Origin of the sequence: Microbacterium sp. F2E (genome assembly GCF_020905435.1) — a bacterium.
GTDB classification, from domain to species: Bacteria; Actinomycetota; Actinomycetes; order Actinomycetales; family Microbacteriaceae; genus Microbacterium; species Microbacterium lacticum.
The window spans coordinates 65,005-87,307 of sequence record NZ_JAJJIB010000009.1; the positions used below are offsets into that span (position 1 = coordinate 65,005).

Annotated in this window: 18 protein-coding genes; 13 read left to right on the forward strand and 5 right to left on the reverse strand. The window is 72.2% G+C overall.

The genetic code is table 11. From position 1 onward, the window contains the following. The 4 genes from LOK55_RS08655 to LOK55_RS08670 all read left to right on the forward strand — a co-directional run bounded on the left by LOK55_RS08655 (position 1) and on the right by LOK55_RS08670 (position 4,471). Positions 1 to 777 carry an enoyl-CoA hydratase-related protein gene (locus LOK55_RS08655; protein ID WP_229935047.1) on the forward strand — a complete coding sequence of 259 codons (777 nt, stop codon included), beginning with the start codon at positions 1 to 3 and terminating at the stop codon, positions 775 to 777. Between the two features lie 127 nt (positions 778 to 904). Beyond that, positions 905 to 1,681 carry an electron transfer flavoprotein subunit beta/FixA family protein gene (locus LOK55_RS08660; protein ID WP_229935048.1) on the forward strand — a complete coding sequence of 259 codons (777 nt, stop codon included), beginning with the start codon at positions 905 to 907 and terminating at the stop codon, positions 1,679 to 1,681. A gap of 10 nt (positions 1,682 to 1,691) precedes the next feature. Next, entirely contained in the window at positions 1,692 to 2,690 is a 999-nt protein-coding gene (locus LOK55_RS08665; protein ID WP_229935049.1) for an electron transfer flavoprotein subunit alpha/FixB family protein, read from the forward strand. Then, positions 2,690 to 4,471 carry a cytochrome b/b6 domain-containing protein gene (locus tag LOK55_RS08670; RefSeq protein WP_229935050.1) on the forward strand — a complete coding sequence of 594 codons (1,782 nt, stop codon included), beginning with the start codon at positions 2,690 to 2,692 and terminating at the stop codon, positions 4,469 to 4,471. Before LOK55_RS08665 ends, LOK55_RS08670 begins: the two co-directional genes overlap by 1 nt. Positions 4,472 to 4,526: 55 nt before the next feature. Here the strand turns inward: LOK55_RS08670 and LOK55_RS08675 are convergent, their stop codons facing one another. Further along, a complete protein-coding gene (locus LOK55_RS08675; RefSeq protein ID WP_229935051.1) occupies positions 4,527 to 5,057 on the reverse strand; it encodes a GNAT family N-acetyltransferase in 531 nt (176 codons plus the stop codon). 130 nt (positions 5,058 to 5,187) lie between these two features. On the opposite strand from LOK55_RS08675, the gene LOK55_RS08680 reads away from it, so the two are divergent. Further along, positions 5,188 to 5,748, forward strand: coding sequence for a thioesterase family protein (locus LOK55_RS08680; protein ID WP_229935052.1), 561 nt, complete (start codon positions 5,188 to 5,190; stop codon positions 5,746 to 5,748). 37 nt (positions 5,749 to 5,785) lie between these two features. On the opposite strand, the gene LOK55_RS08685 is transcribed toward LOK55_RS08680, so the two are convergent. Beyond that, entirely contained in the window at positions 5,786 to 6,670 is an 885-nt protein-coding gene (locus tag LOK55_RS08685) for a LysR family transcriptional regulator (protein WP_229935053.1), read from the reverse strand. Between the two features lie 136 nt (positions 6,671 to 6,806). On the opposite strand from LOK55_RS08685, the gene LOK55_RS08690 reads away from it, so the two are divergent. Further along, positions 6,807 to 10,544 (forward strand): bifunctional proline dehydrogenase/L-glutamate gamma-semialdehyde dehydrogenase, encoded by a 3,738-nt coding sequence (locus tag LOK55_RS08690; protein WP_229935054.1) that lies wholly within the window; start codon positions 6,807 to 6,809, stop codon positions 10,542 to 10,544. Between the two features lie 222 nt (positions 10,545 to 10,766). Here LOK55_RS08690 and LOK55_RS08695 read toward each other — a convergent pair whose 3' ends face one another. Further along, on the reverse strand, positions 10,767 to 11,531 hold the full coding sequence (locus LOK55_RS08695; RefSeq protein WP_229935055.1) for a hypothetical protein: 765 nt from the start codon (positions 11,529 to 11,531) through the stop codon (positions 10,767 to 10,769). Positions 11,532 to 11,704: 173 nt separating this feature from the next. Between LOK55_RS08695 and ddaH the strand changes: the two genes are divergently transcribed. From ddaH to LOK55_RS08725, 6 genes are all read left to right on the forward strand, one after another. After that, a complete protein-coding gene (gene ddaH, locus LOK55_RS08700) occupies positions 11,705 to 12,589 on the forward strand; it encodes a dimethylargininase (protein ID WP_229935056.1) in 885 nt (294 codons plus the stop codon). Continuing rightward, positions 12,586 to 13,812, forward strand: a complete 1,227-nt coding sequence (gene rocD / locus LOK55_RS08705; protein ID WP_229935057.1) for an ornithine--oxo-acid transaminase — start codon at positions 12,586 to 12,588, stop codon at positions 13,810 to 13,812. The genes ddaH and rocD overlap by 4 nt, the downstream gene beginning before the upstream one ends. A 70-nt stretch (positions 13,813 to 13,882) precedes the next feature. Continuing rightward, entirely contained in the window at positions 13,883 to 15,580 is a 1,698-nt protein-coding gene (locus LOK55_RS08710; protein WP_229935058.1) for a circularly permuted type 2 ATP-grasp protein, read from the forward strand. Beyond that, complete coding sequence (locus LOK55_RS08715; protein WP_229935059.1) at positions 15,574 to 16,506, forward strand: alpha-E domain-containing protein; 933 nt, start codon at positions 15,574 to 15,576, stop codon at positions 16,504 to 16,506. The genes LOK55_RS08710 and LOK55_RS08715 overlap by 7 nt, the downstream gene beginning before the upstream one ends. A 52-nt stretch (positions 16,507 to 16,558) precedes the next feature. Next, a complete protein-coding gene (locus tag LOK55_RS08720; RefSeq protein WP_229935060.1) occupies positions 16,559 to 17,404 on the forward strand; it encodes a transglutaminase family protein in 846 nt (281 codons plus the stop codon). A gap of 25 nt (positions 17,405 to 17,429) precedes the next feature. After that, the gene (locus LOK55_RS08725; protein ID WP_229935061.1) at positions 17,430 to 18,008 is read left to right on the forward strand and encodes a TetR/AcrR family transcriptional regulator; all 579 of its coding nucleotides are present in this window, start codon (positions 17,430 to 17,432) and stop codon (positions 18,006 to 18,008) included. Between the two features lie 54 nt (positions 18,009 to 18,062). Here the strand turns inward: LOK55_RS08725 and LOK55_RS08730 are convergent, their stop codons facing one another. Continuing rightward, positions 18,063 to 20,108: a biotin carboxylase N-terminal domain-containing protein gene (locus tag LOK55_RS08730; protein WP_229935062.1), complete on the reverse strand. Its 2,046-nt coding sequence runs from the start codon at positions 20,106 to 20,108 to the stop codon at positions 18,063 to 18,065. A 13-nt stretch (positions 20,109 to 20,121) separates the two neighbouring features. Beyond that, positions 20,122 to 21,702 carry a carboxyl transferase domain-containing protein gene (locus LOK55_RS08735; RefSeq protein WP_229935063.1) on the reverse strand — a complete coding sequence of 527 codons (1,581 nt, stop codon included), beginning with the start codon at positions 21,700 to 21,702 and terminating at the stop codon, positions 20,122 to 20,124. A 321-nt stretch (positions 21,703 to 22,023) separates the two neighbouring features. Here LOK55_RS08735 and LOK55_RS08740 point away from each other — a divergent pair, with 321 nt between their 5' ends. Further along, the gene (locus LOK55_RS08740; RefSeq protein WP_229935064.1) at positions 22,024 to 22,278 is read left to right on the forward strand and encodes a hypothetical protein; all 255 of its coding nucleotides are present in this window, start codon (positions 22,024 to 22,026) and stop codon (positions 22,276 to 22,278) included. Positions 22,279 to 22,303 lie beyond the last annotated feature (25 nt).

A 22,303-nucleotide genomic window follows, 5' to 3' on the forward strand; every position in this document is an offset into this window, starting at 1 on the left:
ATGACGGACTACACGACGATCCTGGTCGAGCAGCGCGGACGCGTGGGCTGGATCACCCTCAACCGCCCCGAGGCGCTCAACGCCCTCAACTCCACGCTCGTGAGCGAACTCGCCCACGCGGCATCCGTGTTCGATGCCGACGAGCAGATCGGCGCCATCGTGCTCACCGGCTCTCCGCGGGCGTTCGCGGCCGGCGCCGACATCAAGGAGATGGCCGACAAGACGCCCGTTGAGATGTCGCTGCGAAACCCGTTCGCCGGCCTCGAGGAGTTCAGCCGGGTGCGCACGCCCGTCGTCGCGGCGGTCGCCGGCTACGCGCTCGGCGGCGGGTGCGAACTCGCGATGACGTGCGACGTCATCCTCGCCGCCGACACCGCCACCTTCGGCCAGCCGGAGATCAACCTCGGCGTCATCCCCGGCCTCGGGGGCACCCAGCGCCTCACCCGTGCGGTCGGCTACTACAAGGCCGCCGAGCTCGTGCTCACCGGGCGCACGATGGATGCCACGGAAGCCGAGCGTGCCGGCCTCGTCTCGCGCGTCGTGCCCGCGGGCGACCTGCTCGCCGAGGCGGAGCGGGTCGCCGAGGCCATCGCGTCGAAGTCGCTGCCCGTGGCCTACGCCGCCAAGGAGGCGCTGCGCGCCTCGCAGGAGACGACCGCCGCCGAGGGGCTGCGCTTCGAGCGCGCTCTCTTCACGTCGCTGTTCGCCCTCGACGACCAGAAGGAGGGCATGGCCGCCTTCCGCGAGAAGCGCGCCGCGAACTTCACGCACCGCTGAGGTCGCCCGGGGCGCCACTCCGACGTCGGATGCCGGTCCGAGGCATCCATGCCCGATGATTCTCAGTCTCACGCTTAGCGAGACTGCGTCGCATCTCGTAGGATGGTCCCATCGCGAAGGAGAACCGATGAAGATCGTGGTGCTGGTCAAAGAAGTCCCCGACACCTATGGCGACCGAAAGCTCGATCTCGAGACCGGTCTCGCCGACCGAGCGGCGTCCGAGCGCGTGCTCGACGAGATCGGCGAGCGGGCCCTCGAGGTGGCGCTGAGCTACGCCGACGCGAACCCCGGCACCGAGGTGCAGGTCGTGTCGATGGCGCCCGAGGAGGCGTCGGCGACCATCCGCAAGGGCCTCGCGATGGGCGCCGCCTCGGCGCTGCAGGTCGTCGACCCGGCGCTCGCCGGTGCCGACCTCGGCGTCACCGCGACGGTGCTCGCCGCCGCCGTGCGCCGCGCCGGCTTCGACCTCGTCATCACCGGCAACCTCTCCACCGACGGCTCGGGCGGCGTCATCCCCGCCATGCTCGCCGAACACCTCGGCGTGCCGCAGGCGACCGCCCTCTCCTCGGTGACGATCTCGGCGAGCGAGGTGTCGGGCACCCGTGCCACCGACGGCGGTGTCGCGCAGGTGACCGCCGCGCTGCCGGCCGTGATCTCGATCACCGAGGCACTGCCGGATGCCCGGTTCCCGAACTTCAAGGGCATCATGGCGGCGAAGAAGAAGCCGTTCGAGACGGTGTCGCTCGCCGATCTCGATGTCGACATCGACCCGGCCGCGGCGCCGCAGTCGATCCTCACGCAGGTGAGCGAGAAGCCCGCGCGCGGTGCGGGTGTCAAGATCACCGACGAGGGTGACGCGGGCGAGAAGCTCGCCGCGTACCTCATCGAGAACCGTCTGGCGTAAGGGGCAGATCATGGTGGATTTCGCTGCAGACTCGATTCTCGTCGTCCTCGACGTCACGCCTTCGGGCGAGCTCGCGTCGTCGGCGGCCGGACTGCTCGGCGCGGCCGCGCAGGTCGGCACGCCCGTCGCGCTCGTCGTGGCCCCCGGCGACGCGCAGGCCGCGCTCGCCGCGGCCGCCGGTGAGCGCGGTGCCGCGACGGTGCTCACGGCCGACCTCGGCGGCGCGGACGGCGCGCTGACCGTGCCGGTCGTCGACGCCCTCGCCGCGGCGGCCGCGCTCGTGCGCCCCGACGCCGTGCTCGTGTCGAACTCGATCGAAGGCCGCGACGTCGCGGGCCGGTTCGCCGTCCGCTCGCACTCGGCCCTCTCCGTCGACGCCGTCGGCGTCGCCCGTGACGACGAGGGCGTGCTCGCCCAGCACTCCGTCTACGGCGGCGCGTACAACGCGACCTCGGCGCCGACGTTCTCCGCTCCGGTCATCACGGTGCGCCAGGGCGCGATCGACGCGCGCGCCGACGCGGTCGCCTCTCCCGTGATCGTGCCGCTCGAGGTGACGCCGTCGGGCGCGCCCGCGGCATCCGTCACCGGATTCACGGCCGAGGTGGCGACTTCGTCGCGGCCCGAGCTCCGCGGCGCCGCGAAGGTCGTCTCGGGTGGGCGCGGCCTCGGCTCGGCCGAGAAGTTCGTGCTCGTCGAACAGCTCGCCGACGCCCTCGGCGCGGCCGTGGGTGCCTCGCGCGCCGCGGTGGATGCCGGTTACGTGCCCTACTCGGCCCAGGTCGGCCAGACCGGTGTGTCGGTCGCCCCGCAACTGTATGTCGCTCTCGGCATCTCGGGCGCGATCCAGCACAAGGCCGGCATGCAGACCGCCAAGACGATCGTCGCGATCAATAAAGACGGCGATGCGCCGATCTTCGAAATCGCCGATTACGGCATCGTCGGCGACGTGTTCCAGGTCGTTCCCCAGCTCATCGCGGCGCTCGACGCCGACCGGGCGAAGAAGGCGTAATGGTCTCGTCGGGTTCGCCCTCGGCGCTGCGGCGCGGCCTGCCCCGCGTCGCGGGCGGCGACGCGTGGCCGCCCGCCGGCATCGTGCCCGCGGGGGCGACGCCCGCGCCGGAGACGGGTGAGGTCGTGGATGCCACGGCGACGGTCGCGGCGACGCCCGCGCTCGCATCGGCGGATGGCGCGGCGAGCGTCTCGCCGGCACCCGTCGCTTCTGCTGCTGAGCCGACGGTCGACGCATCGGCGCCAGCCGTGACTGCCGCGGCCGCGTCGCCCGCGGCCCCGGCCACCGCCGCCGTATCGACGCCGCTGCGCCGCGGCTTGCCGCGCACCCGCGGGGGAGAGGCGTGGCCGCCGGCATCCGCCGTCGCCGCGACGACCGCGTCGCCCGCCGCCCCCGCAGCGACGGCGGCCGCCGCTGCTGCGACGCCGACCGAAGTCGCTGCTGCCGTACCGGCCGCCGTCTCGGGAGCCGCCACCGGCGCGACCGCTGCAGGCCACGCCGTGGCCGCTGCCGCCGCGTCGACCGCCGGCGAACCGCTCCGCCGCGGACTGCCCCGCACCACGGGCGGCGACCCCTGGCCTCCGGCCGGCGCGGCGCGCGCCGCCGCCCCGGTCGCCGCGCCTCTCGCCTCCGCTCAGACCGCTGCGCCGGTCGCCGATGCGCCCGCCGTTGCCGCCGTCTCCGTCGAGGCATCCACTCCCGCCGCCGCCGTGGCATCCACCCCCGTGGCATCCACCGCGCCCACCTCGACCGCCGTCGCGACCGCCGACGAGGCGCGTGCTCCGCTCACCGTGCCGCGCACGGTGTGGCCTGGGCGCGCCGCGAGCCACCGGCCCACGCCCGAGCCCAAGCCGAAGCGCATCGGGCCGTTCACGAAGGGACAGTGGGCGGGTGTCGTCATCGTCGGCGGCCTCGGGCTGCTGCTGGCCGCGGGCATGGCGGTCGCGCTCGTCCGCTTCCTGCTGAGCCTCGACGCCATGCAGGACTTCCTCGCGACCTACCCCGGCGAGTACCACCTGCCCGAGGGGGCGCCCGTCGGCATCCCCGCGTGGCTCGGCTGGCAGCACTTCTTCAACGTGTTCCTGATGGTGCTGATCATCCGCTCGGGTCTGACGATCCGGAACGAGAAGCGGCCGGCGGTCTTCTGGGCGCCCAAGAACGACCCCAAGGGCAAGACGAGCCTGACGATCTGGTTCCACCAGGCGCTCGACATCTTCTGGATCCTCAACGGCGTCGTCTTCGTCGTCCTGCTGTTCGTCACCGGGCAGTGGATGCGGATCGTGCCCACCAGCTGGGAGGTCTTCCCGAACGCGCTGAGCGCCGCGCTGCAGTACGTGTCGCTCGACTGGCCCACCGAGAACGGCTGGGTGAACTACAACTCGCTGCAGCAGCTCGCCTACTTCTCCACGGTGTTCCTCGCGGCGCCCCTCGCCATCGCGAGCGGGTTCCGGATGAGCGGCCTGTGGCCGAAGAAGAACGCGAAGCTCTCCGCCGCGATCCCGATCGAATGGGCGCGCAAGGTGCACTTCCCGACGATGCTGTTCTTCGTCGTGTTCATCATCATCCACGTCGCGCTCGTGTTCGCGACGGGGGCGCTGCGCAACCTCAACCACATGTACGCGGCGCAGGGCTCGGTCGACGGCGTCGCCTACGCCGACAACTGGACCGGGTTCTGGATGTTCATGCTCTCGCTCGTGGCCATCGCCGCGGCCTGGATCGCGGCTCGCCCGATGACGATCGCACCGATCGCGCGACTGTTCGGCACGGTCAGCGGCCGCTGACGCGGCGGGTGCCCGCTCGCGCGGCGACCGGCGCGGCGCCGGGCCGCGCGGACGATCAGCGGGTGAAGCGCACCTCGGTGAGCGTCTCGCCGAGGAAGGGCTCGGTGTGGGTCGCGCCGTCGAGGGTGAAGCCGTTGCGCGTGTAGAAGCGGTGCGCGCGGGGGTTGTCGTCGGCGACCCAGAGGTACACCGGCTCGTCCTTCTCGACGGCCGCGTCGAACAGGCGCTGTCCGACGCCGGTGCCGTGATACGCGTCGAGCAGGTAGATGAAGTACAGCTCGCGCGGGCGCGGGGCGTCGCGGTCGCGTGCGGGGCCCGAGCCGACGAAGCCAACGATCTCTCCGTCGACGAGCGCCGCGAACATTTTGAAGTCGGGGCCCTGCGAGACCCAGTGGGTCCACAGCTCGGCGAGGCGCTTCGGCGACACGTTCTCGAGCGCGGCCTTGCTGATGAGGTGGTCGTAGGTCTCGTGCCAGCAGGTGGCGTGCACCCGCCCGAGAGCCTCGGCATCGACGTCGCGAACGGGACGGACGACGGTGTCGGTCTGCGCTGTGACTTCGGAAGAAGTGTCGGAGGTGGCTTCCATGGCCAGACTCTACGTCCGCCCCGACCCCGCGCCAAATCGGTGCCTTCGCACTCGTCATGGCGTTCGGCGATTGTGCGTCTCCCACAACGGTTTTCGCGATCCGACCGCCGGTGGCGCTAGTGTCCCCCGAGTGAATGTGTGGTGGCGAACCCTGCTGACGATCTGGCGCGCGAAGGTGCTGCTGCACCGCAACGGACCGATCCCGCCGCGGAGCGTCGGCCGTGTCCGGCTGCGGACTCTCCCGACCGACATCGACCTGCTCATGCACATGAACAACGGACGGTACGCGTCGCTGTTCGACCTCGGACGGTTCGACCTGCTCATCCGTACGGGGCTGTGGGATGCCATGAACGCGCACGGCTGGTACGCGGTGGTCGCCAGTGAGACGGTGACCTTCCGCAAGTCGCTGCAGCTGTGGCAGCGGTTCACGGTCGAGTCGCGCCTGTACGGCCACGACGACAAGGCGGTCTACCAGATCCACCGGGCAGTGGTCGGCGGCGAGGTGTACGCCGAGATGATCGTGCGCGCGCGGTTCCTGCGCAGGGGCGGGGGAGTGGTCAACACCGACGAGCTGTTCGCCGCGCTCGGCCGCCCCGACGACCTGCCGGCGCTGCCGCAGTGGATCGCGGATTGGGCCGCGGGTGCGGCCCTCCCCTCGACGAAGGCGCCCGCGCCGAGCACCTGGGACTGATCCTCACCCGCCGTCGGGAGGACCGACGCGCGACGGCTCAGGCGGCGCCGAGCCCGTCGAAGGCGTCGGCGATCGCGTCACGCACGAGCCGGATGCCGGGTCGGCCGGCGCCCGACCGGCGCGAGGCGGCGAAGATCTCCCGGGCCGGGTCGCCCGGCAGCGCGCCGAGCGTCACGGGCGGGCGTGATCCGTTCCACAGCAGGTCGGGGAGCATGCCGACCGCGTGCCCGGAAGCGATGAGCGCGACGTGCGCGCCGAGGTCGGCGAGGGAGAAGCGCACGTCGGGCTCGAACCCCGCCGCGCGGCACTGCTGCACGGCCCACTCCCGCGCGGCGGTGCCGACCGGCTCCATCACCCAGGCGCGGTCGGCGAGGTCGCCGAGCGGGGCGGCCGCGCCGCGCGTGGCGAGCCGGAGCGGATCGAGGCCGAGGGTGTGGCGCTCGAGGTCGGGGCGGTGCGCGCGGGTGAGCCCCGGATACTGCTCCGCGATCGCGAGGTCGAACCCGCGCGCGGACAGCTCGAACAGCCCCTCCTCGGGCGGCACTTCGGCCAGCTCCACGCGCAGCATCGGGGCGCGCTCGGCGAGGAGCGTCAGCGCGGTCGGCACGATGGTGCGCGCCGCCGTCTGCAGCACCGCCACCCGCACGGGGGCGATGCCCGGCTGCAGCCGTTCGAGCTCGGCGCGCATCTCCTCGTCGGCGTCGAGGGCGCGTGCGGCGTGCGCGGCGAGGGCCGCCCCCTGCTCGGTGAGGCGCACGCGCCGCCCGTCGGGCACGAGCAGGGCGATGCCGGCGTCGCGCTCGAGCTGGGCGAGCTGCTGCGAGATCGTCGAGGGGCTGTAGGAGAGCGCGTCGGCGACCGCCGCGAGGGTGCCGCGCAGCGACAGCTCGTGCAGCAGTCGGAGCCGTCTCAGCTCGAACACGCCGTCCCTCCGCTCTCGCCCGCGCCTCGTGTGAGCCGCACGGCGACGCCGCCTAGGCATCCATCGATGAAGTCGAACGATATCCATCATGGATCATCGCTTTTGTCGAACTATACGCGTGCCGCATGCTGATCGGATGACGACAGTGCAGGCTGGAGATGTGACCATCGACGACGCCCTCCCCGACCTCACCGACCAGGCGATCGCGCTCGCCGAGCGCTGGGTCGCCGAAGCGGCCGACGTGCAGGCCGATCCGGCCGCCGAGCGGCTCGCGGGCGTGCTGAAAGACCCGAACGGTCTGCCCTTCACGATCGGGTTCGTCGACGGCGTCATGCGTCCCGAGTCGCGCAGCGCCGCGGCATCCAACCTGCAGCGCGTCGCGCCCCTCGTGCCGGAGTTCCTGCCCTGGTACCTTCGCGCCGCCGTCCGCACCGGCGGCGCCCTCGCGCCCGTGCTGCCGACGCCCGTCGTGCCGATCGCGCGGCGCGTGCTGCGCGAGATGGTCGGCCACCTCGTCGTCGACGCGCGGCCCGACAAGCTCGGTCCGGCGCTCGCGAAGATCCGCGAGTCGGGGGCGCGGCTCAACCTCAACCTGCTCGGCGAGGCGGTGCTCGGCGAGCACGAGGCGCTGCGCCGCCTCGAGGGCATCCACGAGCTCATCCGCCGCGACGATGTCGACTACGTCTCGGTGAAGGTCTCGGCGATCGCGAGCCACATCTCGATGTGGGCTTTCGACGAGACGGTCGACACCGTCGTCGAGCGTCTGCTGCCGCTCTACCTCACCGCCGCCGGCCGCGGCGGCACGGCGCCGACCTTCATCAACCTCGACATGGAGGAGTACCGCGACCTCGACCTCACGATCGCGGTGTTCACGCGCATCCTCGAAGACCCCCGGCTGCAGCAGCTCGAGGCGGGCATCGTGCTGCAGGCCTACCTGCCCGACGCGCTGCCGGCCCTCCGCCGCCTCACCGAATGGGCGACCGAGCGCGTCGACGCGGGCGGCGCGCGCATCAAGGTGCGGCTCGTCAAGGGCGCGAACCTCGCGATGGAGCGGGTGGATGCCACGATCCACGGTTGGGCCCTTGCGACCCACGCGTCGAAGCTCGACACGGATGCCTCGTACCTGCGCTGCCTCGACGAGGCCCTGCGCCCCGAGCACACCCGGGCCGTCCGCATCGGGGTCGCCGGGCACAACCTCTTCGACATCGCCTACGCGTGGCTGCTCGCGGGGGAGCGCGGCGTCACCGCCGACGTCGAGTTCGAGATGCTGCTCGGTATGGCCCAGGGCCAGGTCGAGGCCGTGACGCGCGAGGTCGGCCACGTGCTGCTGTACGTGCCGGTCGTCCGCCCCGACGAGTTCGACGTCGCCATCAGCTACCTCGTGCGCCGGCTCGAGGAGAACGCGTCGAGCGAGAACTTCCTCTCCGCCGCGTTCGACCTCGCGGTCGACCCGGCGATGTTCGTCCGCGAGCGCGACCGGTTCGTCGCGTCGCTCGAGCGCGCCGCCGACGACACCCTGCCCGCGAGCCCGCGCCGCCGCCAGGACCGCGCCGCCGAGGCTGGGGAGGAACCCGCCGACGCATCCGCCGCGCCCGAGGCCACGACCCGCGACGCCGCCGACACCGACGACGTCGACGACGCCGACCTGACCCAGGTCGTGCTCGGCATCGCCCGCGGCGGCGAGGGCGACGACTCCGCCCGGGCGCAGGTGTTCGGCGGCGAGGAGTTCGTCGACACGGCCGTCTTCGCCGGTCGCGAGGCGCTGGGATCGGCGAAGGCCGGCGCCGAGGGCGGCGCGGCGGGCTTCGCCAACACCCCCGACTCCGACCCGGCCCTCCCCGCCAACCGCGTCTGGGCGAGCGAGATTCTGGCGCGCATCGAGACGTCCGCGGCCGGCGACGCGACGATCGCCGCTGCGCGGATCGACTCCGGCGACGACCTCGAAGAGACCGTCCAGCGCGTGCGCACCGCCGCGAGCGCGTGGGGCCAGACTCCCGCCGCCGAGCGCGCCGCCGTGCTGCAGGCCGCGGCCCGCGCCCTGGAGGCCCGCCGCGGCGAGCTGATCGAGGTCGCGGCGTCCGAGACCGGCAAGGTCTTCGCCGAGGCCGACGTCGAGATCAGCGAGGCCGTCGACTTCGCGAACTACTACGCCGCCACCGCGCGGGAGCTCGACCGGGTGCCCGGCGCCGTGTTCGTCCCGGCGCGCCTCACCGTCGTCACCCCGCCGTGGAACTTCCCGATCGCGATCCCGGCCGGGGGCGTGCTCGCCGCGCTCGCCGCGGGGTCGGGCGTCGTGTTCAAGCCCGCGCCGCAGGCCCGCCGGTGCGCCGCCGTCGTGACAGAGGCGCTCTGGCAGGCGTTCGACGAGGCCGGGATCGCGCGCGAGGTGCTCGCCCTCGCCGACATCGACGAGGGCGGCCTCGGCCGGCAGCTCATCGCGCACGACGATGTCGACCGCGTCATCCTCACCGGTTCGTGGGACACGGCGGCGCTGTTCCGCTCGTGGCGACCCGAGCTGCCGCTGCTCGCCGAGACGAGCGGCAAGAACGCCATGATCATCATGCCGTCGGCCGATCTCGACCTCGCGGCATCCGACCTCGTCAAGAGCGCGTTCGGCCACGCCGGCCAGAAGTGCTCGGCCGCGTCGCTCGCGATCCTCGTCGGCCCGGTCGCGCGCTCGGAGCGCTTCGCGCGGCAGCTCGTGGATGCCACGCGGTCGCTCCGCGTCGGCACGCCGGCCGACCCGCGCACCGAGGTCGGCCCGGTCGTCGAGCCGCCCCGCGGCAAGCTCGCCTGGGCGCTCACGGAGCTCGAAGAGGGCGAGCAGTGGCTCGTCGTTCCGGAGGAGATCGACGACGTGGCGCCCGAGTACGCCGGGCGGCTGTGGCGGCCCGGCATCCGCGTGGGCGTGCGCCCGGGCTCGCGCACGCACCTCGAGGAGTTCTTCGGACCGATGCTCGGCGTCATGCACGCCGCCTCGCTGGAGGAGGCGATCGAGCTGCAGAACGCCGTCGCCTACGGACTCACCGCGGGGCTCTACACGCAGGACCCCGACGACCTCGCCCGGTGGCTCGACGGCGTCGAGGCGGGCAACCTCTACGTCAACCGCGGCATCACCGGCGCGATCGTGCAGCGGCAGCCGTTCGGCGGCTGGAAGCGCTCGTCGGTCGGCGCGGGCACCAAGGCGGGCGGCCCGAACTACCTGATCGGACTCGGCTCGTGGCGCTCCGCCACGGGCGGTGCGCCCTCGTCGACGCTGCACCTGCGCGGGCTCGACACCCGCATCACCTCGCTCATCGAGGCCGCCCAGCCCTCGCTCGACTACGAGGCGTTCGAGTGGCTGCGCCGCGGCGCGCTCTCCGACGCCGTCGTGTGGGACCGCGAGTTCGGCCGCGTGCGCGACGTGTCGCAACTGAAGGTCGAGCGGAACCTGTTCCGCTACCGTCCCGTCGAGGTGGCGGTGCGGGCGACGAAGGATGCCTCGTGGCAGGCGCTGCTGCGGGTCGTGGTCGCGGGCGTGCGCGCGGGCGGCGGCTTCAGCCTGAGCGCCCCGGTGGGGCTTCCCGCGGCGGTGCGGCGCGCGCTCGGCGACCTCGACGTGCCGGTGTACCTCGAGACCGACGACGAGTGGATCGAGCGCGTGCGCGCAGCGGGCACCTCGCGCGTGCGGATCATCGGCGCCGAGGAGTCGGTCGCCGCGGCCCGCACCGCGCTCGCCGACGCGACCGGCGGCGACCCCGACATCGCGGTGTACGCGAACGAGGTGACCACGGCGGGACGGATCGAGCTGCTGCCCTTCCTGCACGAGCAGGCGATCTCGATCACGGCGCACCGGTTCGGCAACCCCGACCCGTGGAGCGAAGCGGTCATCTGATCCCCGTCGTCCGGGCCGGAGAGAAACAAGTTATCTTTCTGGTCTCGGGAGCCCTCGCGAGCAACGATGTGAGTGGCGCATCTGGGGAGCGCCGACGGAGACCGGTGTCAGCACGACGCTGATTCAGTCGCTGCGGGCACTCAAATCCTGTGGGCACGCAGTGACGTTGGTCTGGCCGTCAATTGACACGCCGGGGGGAGTGTCGCTCTGGGGTTGGGGGATTCACTCGACCCCAGAGCTCCCGCCCCCGTCGCCGCTGTCATCGTCCCCGCTGTCGCCGTCCGTGACGGGCGTCATGAACTCGTTGACGAGGGCCCGCACGCCGAGCGCGAACAGCGTCCAGTCGCCCTCGGGCACCTCGTCGCCCACCGCCGCCGTGACGCGGGGATGGTCGATCCCCTCCAGGGTGCGCACCGCGAAGCCCTCGCCCATCGCCGCCATCGCCTCGGTGAAGTCGGCCACCGTCAGAGGCGCCTTCATCCGGAGCCCGTACGCCTCCATCAGCGAGGCGTAGAACTCCGCGAACGCGGCGATCGATTCGCGGTGGCGCTGCCGGCTGGCATCCTTCAGCTCCGGCCACGTCTGCGCCGTCGTGCGCAGCGCCAGCGAGATGAGGAACTGCTGGGCGTCCAGGGCGTCGGCGGGGTCGTCGGTGTCGACGGCGGCGATGCGCACGTGCGCCTCGGCCGCGGCGCGGATGACGTCGTCGCCGTCCGCGCCGGCCGCCACCAGTTCGCCGACGGCGGCGCGCGCATAGTCGGTCGGCCCGCTCAGGCGCAGCCGCACCATCGCGACGGCGAGGTCGCGCTGGTAGTCGTTCTGATCGGCCCACAGCCGGTAGGCGGCGCCCGTGGTGAGCCCCGCGTGCCGCAGCACGTCCTGCAGCCGGATGTGCTGCACCCCCGCCGACACCCCGCGCTCGAGCAGCATCTGCATCCCGACCCGCAGCAGCAGTGCCCGGGTCTCGTCCCCTGTTCTTCTCCCCATGGAAAAGAAATCTACTCACCGGTGCTCGTCGACGGCAGGGCCGATTCTGGCACAATGGATCCCGGCGTGCCCGCCCGACCTTTCCTCTCCGCCCCGTCGGAACGAGTCGAAGCGCCGACGGGCCTCTGGACAGCGTCCGCCGCCCTTCGAAGATCAAGGAATCGAGGAGCGAGATGTCCCTTTCGTCCGCACCCGCCGCGCAGGCCGCACCCGCGGCCCCGGCTCGCATCGCCCAGCACCGCCGCTACCTGATGTGCCGCCCCGAGCACTTCACGGTGAGCTACCGGATCAACCCGTGGATGGAGCCCGCCAAGCCCACCGACACCGCCAAAGCGCTGGCGCAGTGGCAGACGCTCTACGACACGTATGTCGCGCTCGGTCACGAGGTCGAGCTCATCGACCCCGTCCCGGGCCTGCCCGACATGGTCTACACCGCCAACGGCGGCTTCATCGTCGACGGGCGCGCGCTCGGCGTGCGCTTCCGCGTCGACGAGCGCCGCGGCGAGGAGCGTCCGTTCATGGACTGGTTCGCCGCGCACGGCTTCGACGTGGTCGAGCCCGTCTCGGTGCAGGAGGGCGAGGGCGACTTCCTCCTCGTCGGCGACACGATCCTCGCCGGCACCGGATTCCGCTCGACCGGCGACAGCCACGCCGAGGTCGCGGGAGTCTTCGGCCGCGAGGTCGTCTCGCTGCGCCTCATCGACCCGCGGTTCTACCACCTCGACACCGCCATCTCGGTGCTCGACCCGGTCGAGGGTCCGGGCGGCGTGGAGAAGGCGAACATCGCCTACCTGCCCAGCGCGTTCGACGAGCCCTCGCTCGCCGTGCTGCGGGAGCGCTACCCTGACGCGATCGAGGTGTCGGATGCCGACGGTGCCGTGTTCGGCCTCAACTCGGCATCCGACGGCTACAACGTCTTCATCTCGCCGCGCGCGACGGGCTTCGTAGCCCAGCTGCGGGAGCGCGGCTACCACCCCGTGCTCGTCGACCTGTCGGAGCTGCTGCTCGGCGGCGGCGGGATCAAGTGCTGCACGCTCGAACTGCGAGGAAAGCGATGACCACGACCACCTCCCCTGCCGACGCCCTCACCGGCGAGCTGATCGCCGCCGAGAACGCGCATGTCGCGCACAACTACCACCCGCTGCCGGTCGTCGTCGCTCGCGGCGAGGGCGCGTGGGTGACCGACATCGAGGGCAAGCGGTACCTCGACCTGCTGTCGGCGTACTCCGCGCTGAACTTCGGGCACCGCCACCCCGCGCTCGTCGCCGCCGCGACCGAGCAGCTCGGCCGCGTCACGCTCACCAGCCGCGCGTTCCACAACGACCGGCTCGGACCGTTCGCCGACGCCCTCGCGGCGCTCTGCGGCAAAGACATGGTGCTCCCGATGAACACCGGCGCCGAGGCCGTCGAGACGGGCATCAAGCTCGCCCGCGCCTGGGCGTACCGCGTCAAGGGCGTGCCGGAGGGCGCGGCCTCGATCGTCGTCGCCGACGGCAACTTCCACGGGCGCACGACGACGATCGTCGGCTTCAGCGACGACCCGCAGGCGCGCGCGGGCTTCGGGCCGTTCACGCCCGGCTTCGTGTCGGTGCCGTACGGGGATGCCGAGGCCATCGCCCGCGCGATCGACGAGAACACCGCCGCGGTGCTGGTCGAGCCCATCCAGGGCGAGGCGGGCGTCGTGATCCCGCCCGAAGGGTACCTGCGGCGCATCCGCGAGATCTGCGACGAGAAGAATGTGCTCTTCATCGCCGACGAGATCCAGTCGGGTCTCGCCCGCGTCGGAACGACGTTCGCGTGCGACCGTGAAGAGGTCGTGCCGGATGTGTACCTGCTCGGCAAGGCGCTCGGCGGCGGCATCGTGCCGCTGTCGGCGATCGTGGCCGACGCCGCGGTGCTGGGCGTGATTCGCCCCGGCGAGCACGGGTCGACCTTCGGGGGCAACCCGCTCGCCTGCGCCGTGGGGCAGCAGGTGGTCGAGATGCTCGCCTCGGGAGAGTTCCAGACGCGTGCCCAGGCACTCGGCGAGCACCTCGAGCAGGCGCTTGAGGCCCTCGTGGGCGCCGGGGTCACCGGCATCCGTGTCGCGGGCCTGTGGGCCGGCGTCGACATCGATCCCGCCTACGGCACCGGCCGCGAGATCGCCGAGCGGCTGCTGCACCGCGGCGTGCTCGTGAAAGACACCCACGGGCAGACGATCCGCATCGCGCCGCCGCTCGTCGTCCGCGCGACCGAGCTCGACTGGGCCGTCGAGCAGCTCCGCCTCGTCCTCGCCGGCTGACGCCGCCTGAGACCTGGATGCCGGGGCATCCGTCACACTCACGAAACACGTCGCCGACTAGTGTCGAAGGATGGGTGATCTGTTCGACGGCTACGGCTCGACACTCGCGCCGCGCAAGACCGCGTCGGGGGTGCCGCCGTTCGACGAGATGTTCGAGGCGCCCGAGCACGCCGGCGAAGGCGGAGCGTCGCGTGCGGCGTACAAAGAGCTGCATCAGGCGCTCGCGCGACTGACGCAAGAAGAGTTGCGCGGGCGCACCGAGTCGCTCGCCAGCTCGTACCTGGCGCAGGGCGTGACCTTCGACTTCGCCGGCGAAGAGCGCCCGTTCCCGCTCGACGCGGTGCCGCGCGTCATCGCCTACGACGAGTGGGCGCGCGTCGAGAAGGGCGTGCAGCAGCGCGTGAAGGCACTCGAGGCGTTCCTCGACGACGCGTACGGCCGCCAGTACTGCGTCCGTGACGGCGTGCTGCCGGCGGCGCTCATCGCCAGCTCGCAGTACTTCTACCGCCAGGCGGCGGGCATCCACTCCGCCAACGGCGTGCGCATCCAGGTCGCCGGCATCGACCTCATCCGCGACGAGCACGGCGAGATGCGGGTGCTCGAAGACAACGTGCGCGTGCCCTCCGGCGTCAGCTACGTCATCTCGAACCGCCGCGTCATGGCGCAGACCCTGCCCGAGCTGTTCCACTCGATGCGCGTGCAGCCGGTCGGCGACTACCCGAACAAGCTGCTCCAGGCGCTGCGGAACGCCGCGCCGCCCGGCGTCGACGACCCGAACGTCGTCGTGCTGACACCGGGCGTCTACAACTCGGCCTACTTCGAGCACACGCTGCTCGCCCGCCTCATGGGCGTCGAGCTCGTCGAGGGGCGCGACCTGCAGTGCATGGGCGGCAAGGTGTTCATGCGCACGACGCGCGGCCCCAAGCGGGTCGATGTCATCTACCGCCGGGTCGACGACGACTTCCTCGACCCGCTGCAGTTCCGTGCCGACTCGATGCTGGGCGCCCCCGGCCTCATGCTCGCGGCGCGCCTGGGCAACGTCACGATCGCCAACGCCGTCGGCAACGGCGTCGCCGACGACAAGCTGCTCTACACGTACGTTCCCGACCTCATCCGCTACTACCTCGCCGAAGACCCGATCCTGAAGAACGTCGACACGTGGCGGCTCGAAGAGCCCGACGCGCTCGAAGAGGTGCTCGACCGGCTCGACGAGCTCGTCGTCAAACCGGTCGACGGCTCGGGCGGCAAGGGGCTCGTCGTCGGACCGGATGCCTCGCCCGCCGAGCTCGAGAAGCTCCGCAAGAAGCTCATCGCCGACCCCCGCGGCTGGATCGCGCAGCCGGTCGTGATGCTCTCGACGATCCCGACACTCGTCGAAGACGGCATGCGCCCGCGCCACGCCGACCTCCGCCCCTTCGCCGTCAACAACGGCGATGAGGTGTGGGTGCTGCCCGGCGGCCTCACCCGCGTCGCCCTCCCCGAGGGACAGCTCGTGGTGAACTCGTCGCAGGGCGGCGGGTCGAAAGACACCTGGATCGTCGGCGGCGACGCTCCGCGCCGCGGCCCGCGCGAGCTGCAGGAGCCTGGTGGCCTCGCGGAGCTCGTGGCCGACCAGGCATCCGTCACGCAGGCGATCCCGATCATCTACGACGCGCAGGGCCCGCTCGCGACCGCACCCGGCACGCCCGGACCGCTCGCCGAGCAGCAGGAACAGCAGCAGCAGTCCGGCGCCGCCGGCGCGACGCCCTCGCGAGGTGCCGCATGCTGAGCCGCATCGCCGAGTCGCTCTTCTGGATCGGGCGCTACATCGAGCGCAGCGACGGCACGGCGCGCATCCTCGACGTGCACCTGCAACTGCTGCTCGAAGACCCCTGGATCGACGAAGACACCGCCTGCCGCTCGCTCATGGGCGTGATGGGGTCGGTGGCCCCGACCGACGACGTGCGCGTCACCCGCGGCGACGTGCTCACGAGCCTCGCCATCGACCGCACCAACCCGTCGAGCATCGCCTACGCCGTGCAGTCGGCCCGCGAGAACGCGCGCCGCGCCCGCGAGATCGTGTCGACCGAGCTCTGGGAGACGCTGAACACGACGTATTCGCGGATGCCTCGGCGTATCAACAACGAGAAGGCGCACGAGTTCTTCCAGTGGGTGCGCGAGCGGTCGGCGCTCGCCGTCGGCGTCACCGACTCGTCGACGAGCCGCGACGAGGCCTGGCAGTTCCTCACGCTCGGGCGCGCGATCGAGCGCACCGACATGACCGCGCGGCTGCTCGCGACGCGGGCGCTGACCGAGGCATCCGGCCCGTCGTGGACGACCATTCTGCGCTCGTGCGGCGCCTACGAGGCGTACCTGCGCACCTACCGCGGCATGCCGAGCGCGGCCAACGCGGCCGAGTTCCTGCTGCTCGACCGGCTGTTCCCGCGGTCGGTCATCCACTCGATCACCGTCGCGGAGAACTGCATGAGCGCGATCGATCCCGTCGCCGATCGCGTCGGGCACTCCAACACGGTGCTGCGGGCGCTCGGACGCATCCGCAACGACCTCGAGTACCGGCCGATCGACGAGATCCTGCGCGACCTGCCCGAGCACATGGAGCAGGTGCAGAAGGTGACCCGCGAGGCGTCGGAGGCGATCCGCGACCGGTTCTTCCCCACGCATGCCGAGCCCAGCTGGATCGGAGAGACCTCATGACCCTTCGACAGGCGGAGGCGGCGCGCGCCGCCGGCGGGCGGGTGAGCCGGCGATGATGCGACTGCGGATCGAGCATGCGACCGGGTTCCGCTACCCGGGCGACGTCGGCGCGTCGTACAACGAGGCGCGCATGCTGCCGAGCTCGACCGACGCCCAATTCGTGCTGAATTCGCAGCTCGACATCGACCCGGCGACGAGTGTGAACTACTACGCCGACTACTTCGGCACGCGTGTCGCGGCATTCGATGTGCTCGCCGGCCACAGCGCCCTCGACATCACCGCCCGCTCGCTCGTCGAGGTGCGCCCGCGGCCGGTCGAGTTCCCCGACATCGGCTGGGATCGCCTCGAGCGGGAGAGCGGCCGCGCCGTGTCGACCGTCGAGATGCTCGGGCAGACCAGCCGCACCGACCCGCACCCCGAGGTCGCCGAGATCGCGCGATCGATCGCCGGGCAGCACGACAACCCGGGTCGGGCGGCGCTCGCGATCGCGACGGCGATCGGGGATGCCATGGAGTACATGCCGGGCATCACCGGCGTGCACTCGACCGGCGCCGAGGCGTGGGGCGAGCGCAAGGGCGTCTGCCAGGACATCACGCACATCACCCTCGGAGCCCTTCGCGAGGTCGGCATCCCCGCACGCTACGTCTCGGGCTACCTGCACCCGAGCGCGCACGCCGAGGTCGGGGTGCCGGTGACCGGCGAGTCGCACGCGTGGGTGGAGTGGTTCACGGGCGACTGGGAGGGCTTCGACCCCACCAACCGCATCGAGATCGGCGACCGGCACGTGCTCGTCGGCCGGGGCCGCGACTACAACGACGTGCCGCCGCTGCGCGGTGTCTACGCCGGTCCGTACAAGAGCGACCTGCACGTGCAGGTGACGATCACCCGCGAGGCGTAGGCGCGGGCGCCCGTAGACTCGCGCTATGGGATCGGGATGGCGTGCGTCGCAGAAGGCGAGCCGCCGCGCCGACCTGCTGCGGGCGGCCGCGAGCCTGTTCGCTGAGCGCGGGTTCGCCGCGGTGTCCACCGTGGAGCTCGGGGATGCCGTGGGCATGAGCGGGCCCGCGCTGTACAACTACGTCCGCAGCAAGGACGAGCTGCTGCAGGAGCTGCTGCAGGGCGCGAGTGAGCAGCTCGTCGCGGGGGCACGGGACATCCTCGGCGGCGACCTTTCTGCGCACGCGACGCTCGTCGCGCTCATCGGCTTCCACATCGACTTCGCCACGAGCGAGCCCGACATCATCCGCATCCAGGACCGCGAGCTCGCCCAGCTGCCGGTGGAGGTCAACCGTCGCGTGCGCGGGCTGCAGCGGGAGTACGTGCAGATCTGGGACGGCGTGCTCGCCCGAGTCTGCCCCGACCTCACCGAGCCCGAGCGTCAGGTGCGCCTGCTCGGCACCTTCGGACTGCTGAACTCGACGCCGTACTCCGCGCCCGCCACGCAGGCGGACGCCGGCCGGATCCTCGCGGCCATGGCGCTGCGCGCGCTCGTCGAGGGGTAGGGGGCGCGGGGCGTCGGTGTCGCCGCCGGCGTGCCGCCGGGTCGCCGCGCCCGCTCAGGCGTCGTCGGAGTCGACCGCTTCGGTCGCCTCGATCGTCGCGACGATCCCGCTGCGGGTCACCTGGTCGCCGACGGCGACGCCGAGCCGCACGGTGCCGGCGACCGTCGCGCGCAGCACGTGCTCCATCTTCATCGCCTCCACGACGGCCACCGCATCACCCGCGTCGACGCGGTCGCCGTCTGCCACCGACACCATGACGACCGTGCCGGGAAGCGGTGAGACGAGGGTCGGCGAGGCATCGGATGCCGCGACCGCGCCGTACGACTCACGACGCTCGCGCACGTGTACGGCCTCGCCGCCGTCGCTCAGCCACACGCCGTCGGTGCCCACGGCGAACGGGAACGACCGCGCCACGCCGCCGATGCTCACAGTCGCCCGGCCGGCCTCGACGGCGACGCTCGCGACGGTGGAATCAGCGGCGGCATCCGCGTCCCCGACCGCGACCCGCAGCGGGGACGCCCACACGCGGACCCGTTCGACGTCCGCGCCCGCCTCGAGATCGAACACGCTCGGCGCCGCGCCGCCGAGCCGCCACCCGTCGACGCGCGCCCACGGCCCGGTCGGCGCGGTCCGCCCTGCGCCCGACCCTGCCGCCGCCCTGGCCGCGTCGGCCGCATCGCGGGCGTGCAGGATGAGCGCCGCCTCCGCGAAGGCGCGCGGGGCGACGGCGGGGAAGGCGAGCTCGTCGAAGACACGGGCGATGAGGCCGGTGTCGAGGTCTCCCGCGATCATCTCGGGGCGCTCGAGCAGCAGCCGCAGGAACGTGAGGTTGGTCTCGAACCCGAAGATCGCGGTGTCGGCCAGCGCCGCGACCAGGCGCCGCCGTGCCTCCTCTCGATCCGGGCCCGAGGCGATGATCTTCGCGAGCATCGGGTCGTAGTCAGTCGAGACGTCGAGGCCGTCTTCGAGCGAGGTGTCCACGCGGATGCCGACGCCCGACGGGTGCACGACGCGCTCGACGTGCCCGCCCGTCGGCAGGAACCCCGCCCGCGGATCCTCGGCATACACGCGCACCTCGATCGCGTGGCCGTCGAGCGTGACCTCGTCCTGCGTGAACGGCAGCGGCTCGCCCGCGGCGATCCGCAGCTGCAGTTCGACGAGGTCGAGGCCCGTGACGAGCTCGGTGACCGGGTGCTCGACCTGCAGGCGCGTGTTCATCTCCATGAAGAAGAACTCGTCGGGGGAATCGCCGGGCACGATGAACTCCACCGTTCCCGCGCCGACGTACCCGACGCTCCGCGCGGTCTCGCAGGCGGCGGCGCCGATCCGCGCCCGCGTCGCGGCATCCAGAAGCGGCGACGGTGCCTCCTCCACGACCTTCTGGTGGCGGCGCTGCAGCGAGCACTCGCGCTCGCCGAGATGCACGACCGCGCCGTGCGCATCGGCCAGGATCTGCACCTCGATGTGCCGGGGCGTCGTCACGTAGCGCTCGAGAAACAGGGTGTCGTCGCCGAAGGATGCCGCGGCCTCGCGTCGCGCCGCCGCGACCGCCGCCGGCAGCCCAGACGCGTCCGCGACGACGTGCATGCCCTTGCCGCCGCCGCCCGCCGACGGCTTGATGAGCACGGGGAAGCCGACGTCGGCGGCCCCCGCGATCAGCTCGTCGTCGGTGAGCCCGGGGCGCGCGAGCCCGGGCACCGTCGGAACGCCGCGGGCCTCGACGGTGCGCTTCGCGGAGATCTTGTCGCCCATGACCTCGATCGCCTCGGCGCCCGGCCCGATGAAGACGATGCCCGCGTCGGCGCACGCGCGGGCGAACGCGGCGTTCTCGGCGAGGAAGCCGAACCCCGGGTGGATCGCGTCGGCGCCCGTGCGGCGCGCGGCATCCAGCACCCGCTCGATCGAGAGGTAGCTCTCCGCCGCGGGGGCGGGCCCGAGTCGCACCGCCTCGTCGGCGAGGCGCACGTGCAGCGCGCCCGCGTCGGCGTCGCTGTAGACCGCGACCGAGCGGATGCCGAGGCTCCGGAGCGTGCGGATGATCCGCACAGCGATCTCGCCGCGATTGGCGATGAGGACCTTCGAGATGGTGCGGGACGGCATGGCGGTCATGGCATCACATCCGGAAGACGCCGTAGCCGGGCGCATCGGCGATGGGGGTGCGGGAGACGACGTCGAGGGCGAGGCCGAGCACGTCGCGCGTCTGCGCGGGCTCGATCACGCCGTCGTCCCACAGCCGCGAGGTCGAGTAATAGGGGCTGCCCTGGCGCTCGTACTGCTCGCGGATGGGCTGCTCGAACGCGACGCGCTCGTCATCGGACCAAGTGGTGCCCGCGGCATCCAACTGCTCCCCACGCACCGTGGAGAGGACGGATGCCGCCTGCGGGCCGCCCATCACCGAGACGCGCGCCCCCGGCCACAGCCACAGGAACCGCGGCGAGTACGCGCGCCCGCACATGGAGTACGTGCCCGCGCCGAACGATCCGCCGACGACGACGGTGAGCTTCGGCACGCGGGCGCAGGCGACGGCGTTCACCATCTTGGCGCCGTGCTTGGCGATGCCGCCGTGCTCGTACTCGCGCCCGACCATGAAGCCGGTGATGTTCTGCAGGAACAGCAGCGGGATGCCGCGCTGGTCGCACAGCTCGATGAAGTGCGCGCCTTTCAGGGCCGATTCGGCGAACAGCACCCCGTTGTTGGCGAGGATGCCGACCGGATGCCCGTGGATGTGCGCGAAGCCGGTGACGAGGGTGTCGCCGTACTCGCGTTTGAACTCGGTGAACCGGCCGCCGTCGACGAGGCGCGTGATGATCTCGCGCGCGTCGTACGGGGTTGTGAGCTCGACCGGGACGACGTCGGCGAGCGTGTCGGGGTCGTGCAGCGGTGGGTCGGCGGGCCCGAGGTCGTAGGGCAGCGATGCGGGGCGGGGGAGGGTGTCGACGATGTCGCGCACGATCTGGAGGGCGTGCGCGTCGTTCTCGGCCAAGTGGTCGGCGACGCCCGAGATGCGCGTATGGGTGACGCCGCCGCCGAGTTCTTCGGCCGTCACGACTTCGCCCGTGGCGGCCTTCACGAGCGGCGGGCCGCCGAGGAAGATGGTGCCCTGATCCCGGACGATCACGGTCTCGTCGCTCATCGCGGGCACGTACGCGCCGCCGGCGGTGGATGACCCCATGACGGCGGCGATCTGGGCGATGCCGTCGCGGGACATCCGCGCCTGGTTGTAGAAGATGCGCCCGAAGTGGTCGCGATCGGGGAAGACCTCGTCCTGCATCGGCAGGAACGCGCCGCCCGAGTCGACGAGGGAGATGCACGGCAGCCGGTTCTCGGCGGCGACCTCCTGCGCGCGCAGGTGCTTCTTCACCGTCAGCGGGTGGTAGGTGCCGCCCTTCACCGTCGCGTCGTTGGCGATGACCATCACGTGTCGGCCTTCGACGAGGCCGATGCCGGCGATCACCCCGGCCGCCGGCCAGTCGTCGCCGAGGTCGCATGCGGCGAGCGGCGCGAGTTCGAGGAACGGCGAACCGCGGTCGAGCAGGGCGTCGATGCGGTCGCGCGCGAGCAGCTTGCCGCGGGCGACATGGCGGGCACGCGAGGCCGGCGAGCCGCCTCGGGCGACGTGCGCGGTGCGCTCGCGGAGGCCGTCGACGAGGTCGCGATAGGAGGTTCTTCCCGGCTCCTGGTCGATCGTGGGCATGACGGCTCGCCCTTCCTCGCGGTGCGCTCGCTCGATTACTGATCAGTAACCGCATTCAGATTACTGATCGGTAATCGAGTTGTCCAGTGTCGGCGCGCGGTTGACCGTCCGGATGCCTGCGGCACAGGATGGGCGGATGACCTCCGAGACGGCGCGCGGCCGCGCGACGCGGACGATGCCCGCGACCGCCTTCGAGATGCTGCTACCGCGCCCCGTGTGGGTCGTTGTCGCGGTCGGCATGGCCGCGCTCTCCCTCTTCGTTAGCGGTGCGGCGGTCGAGAGCGTCGTCGGGGGGCGGGGTGGGGCGCCGCGGGGACGGCGGTGGCGATCGCCGGTGCCGTGACCGCCTGGCTCATGACGGCGACGGTCGTCACGATCACGCTGGTACGTCCGCCGCTGCGCGGAACGGCGACGAGGATGCCGGGGCACGAGGCATCCGGCGGTGTCGCCCTGCGCGGGTCGCGCCGCATCTCGGTCATGGTGCTCCTCTCCCCGCCGCGTCGCCGAGCCGCCACTCCGCGGCCGAGCCGCTACGCCGCGGGCGGTGCAGACCGTGACGGCTGGCACGCCGCGTAGCGGCTCGCGGGGCGTGGGGTTGGCA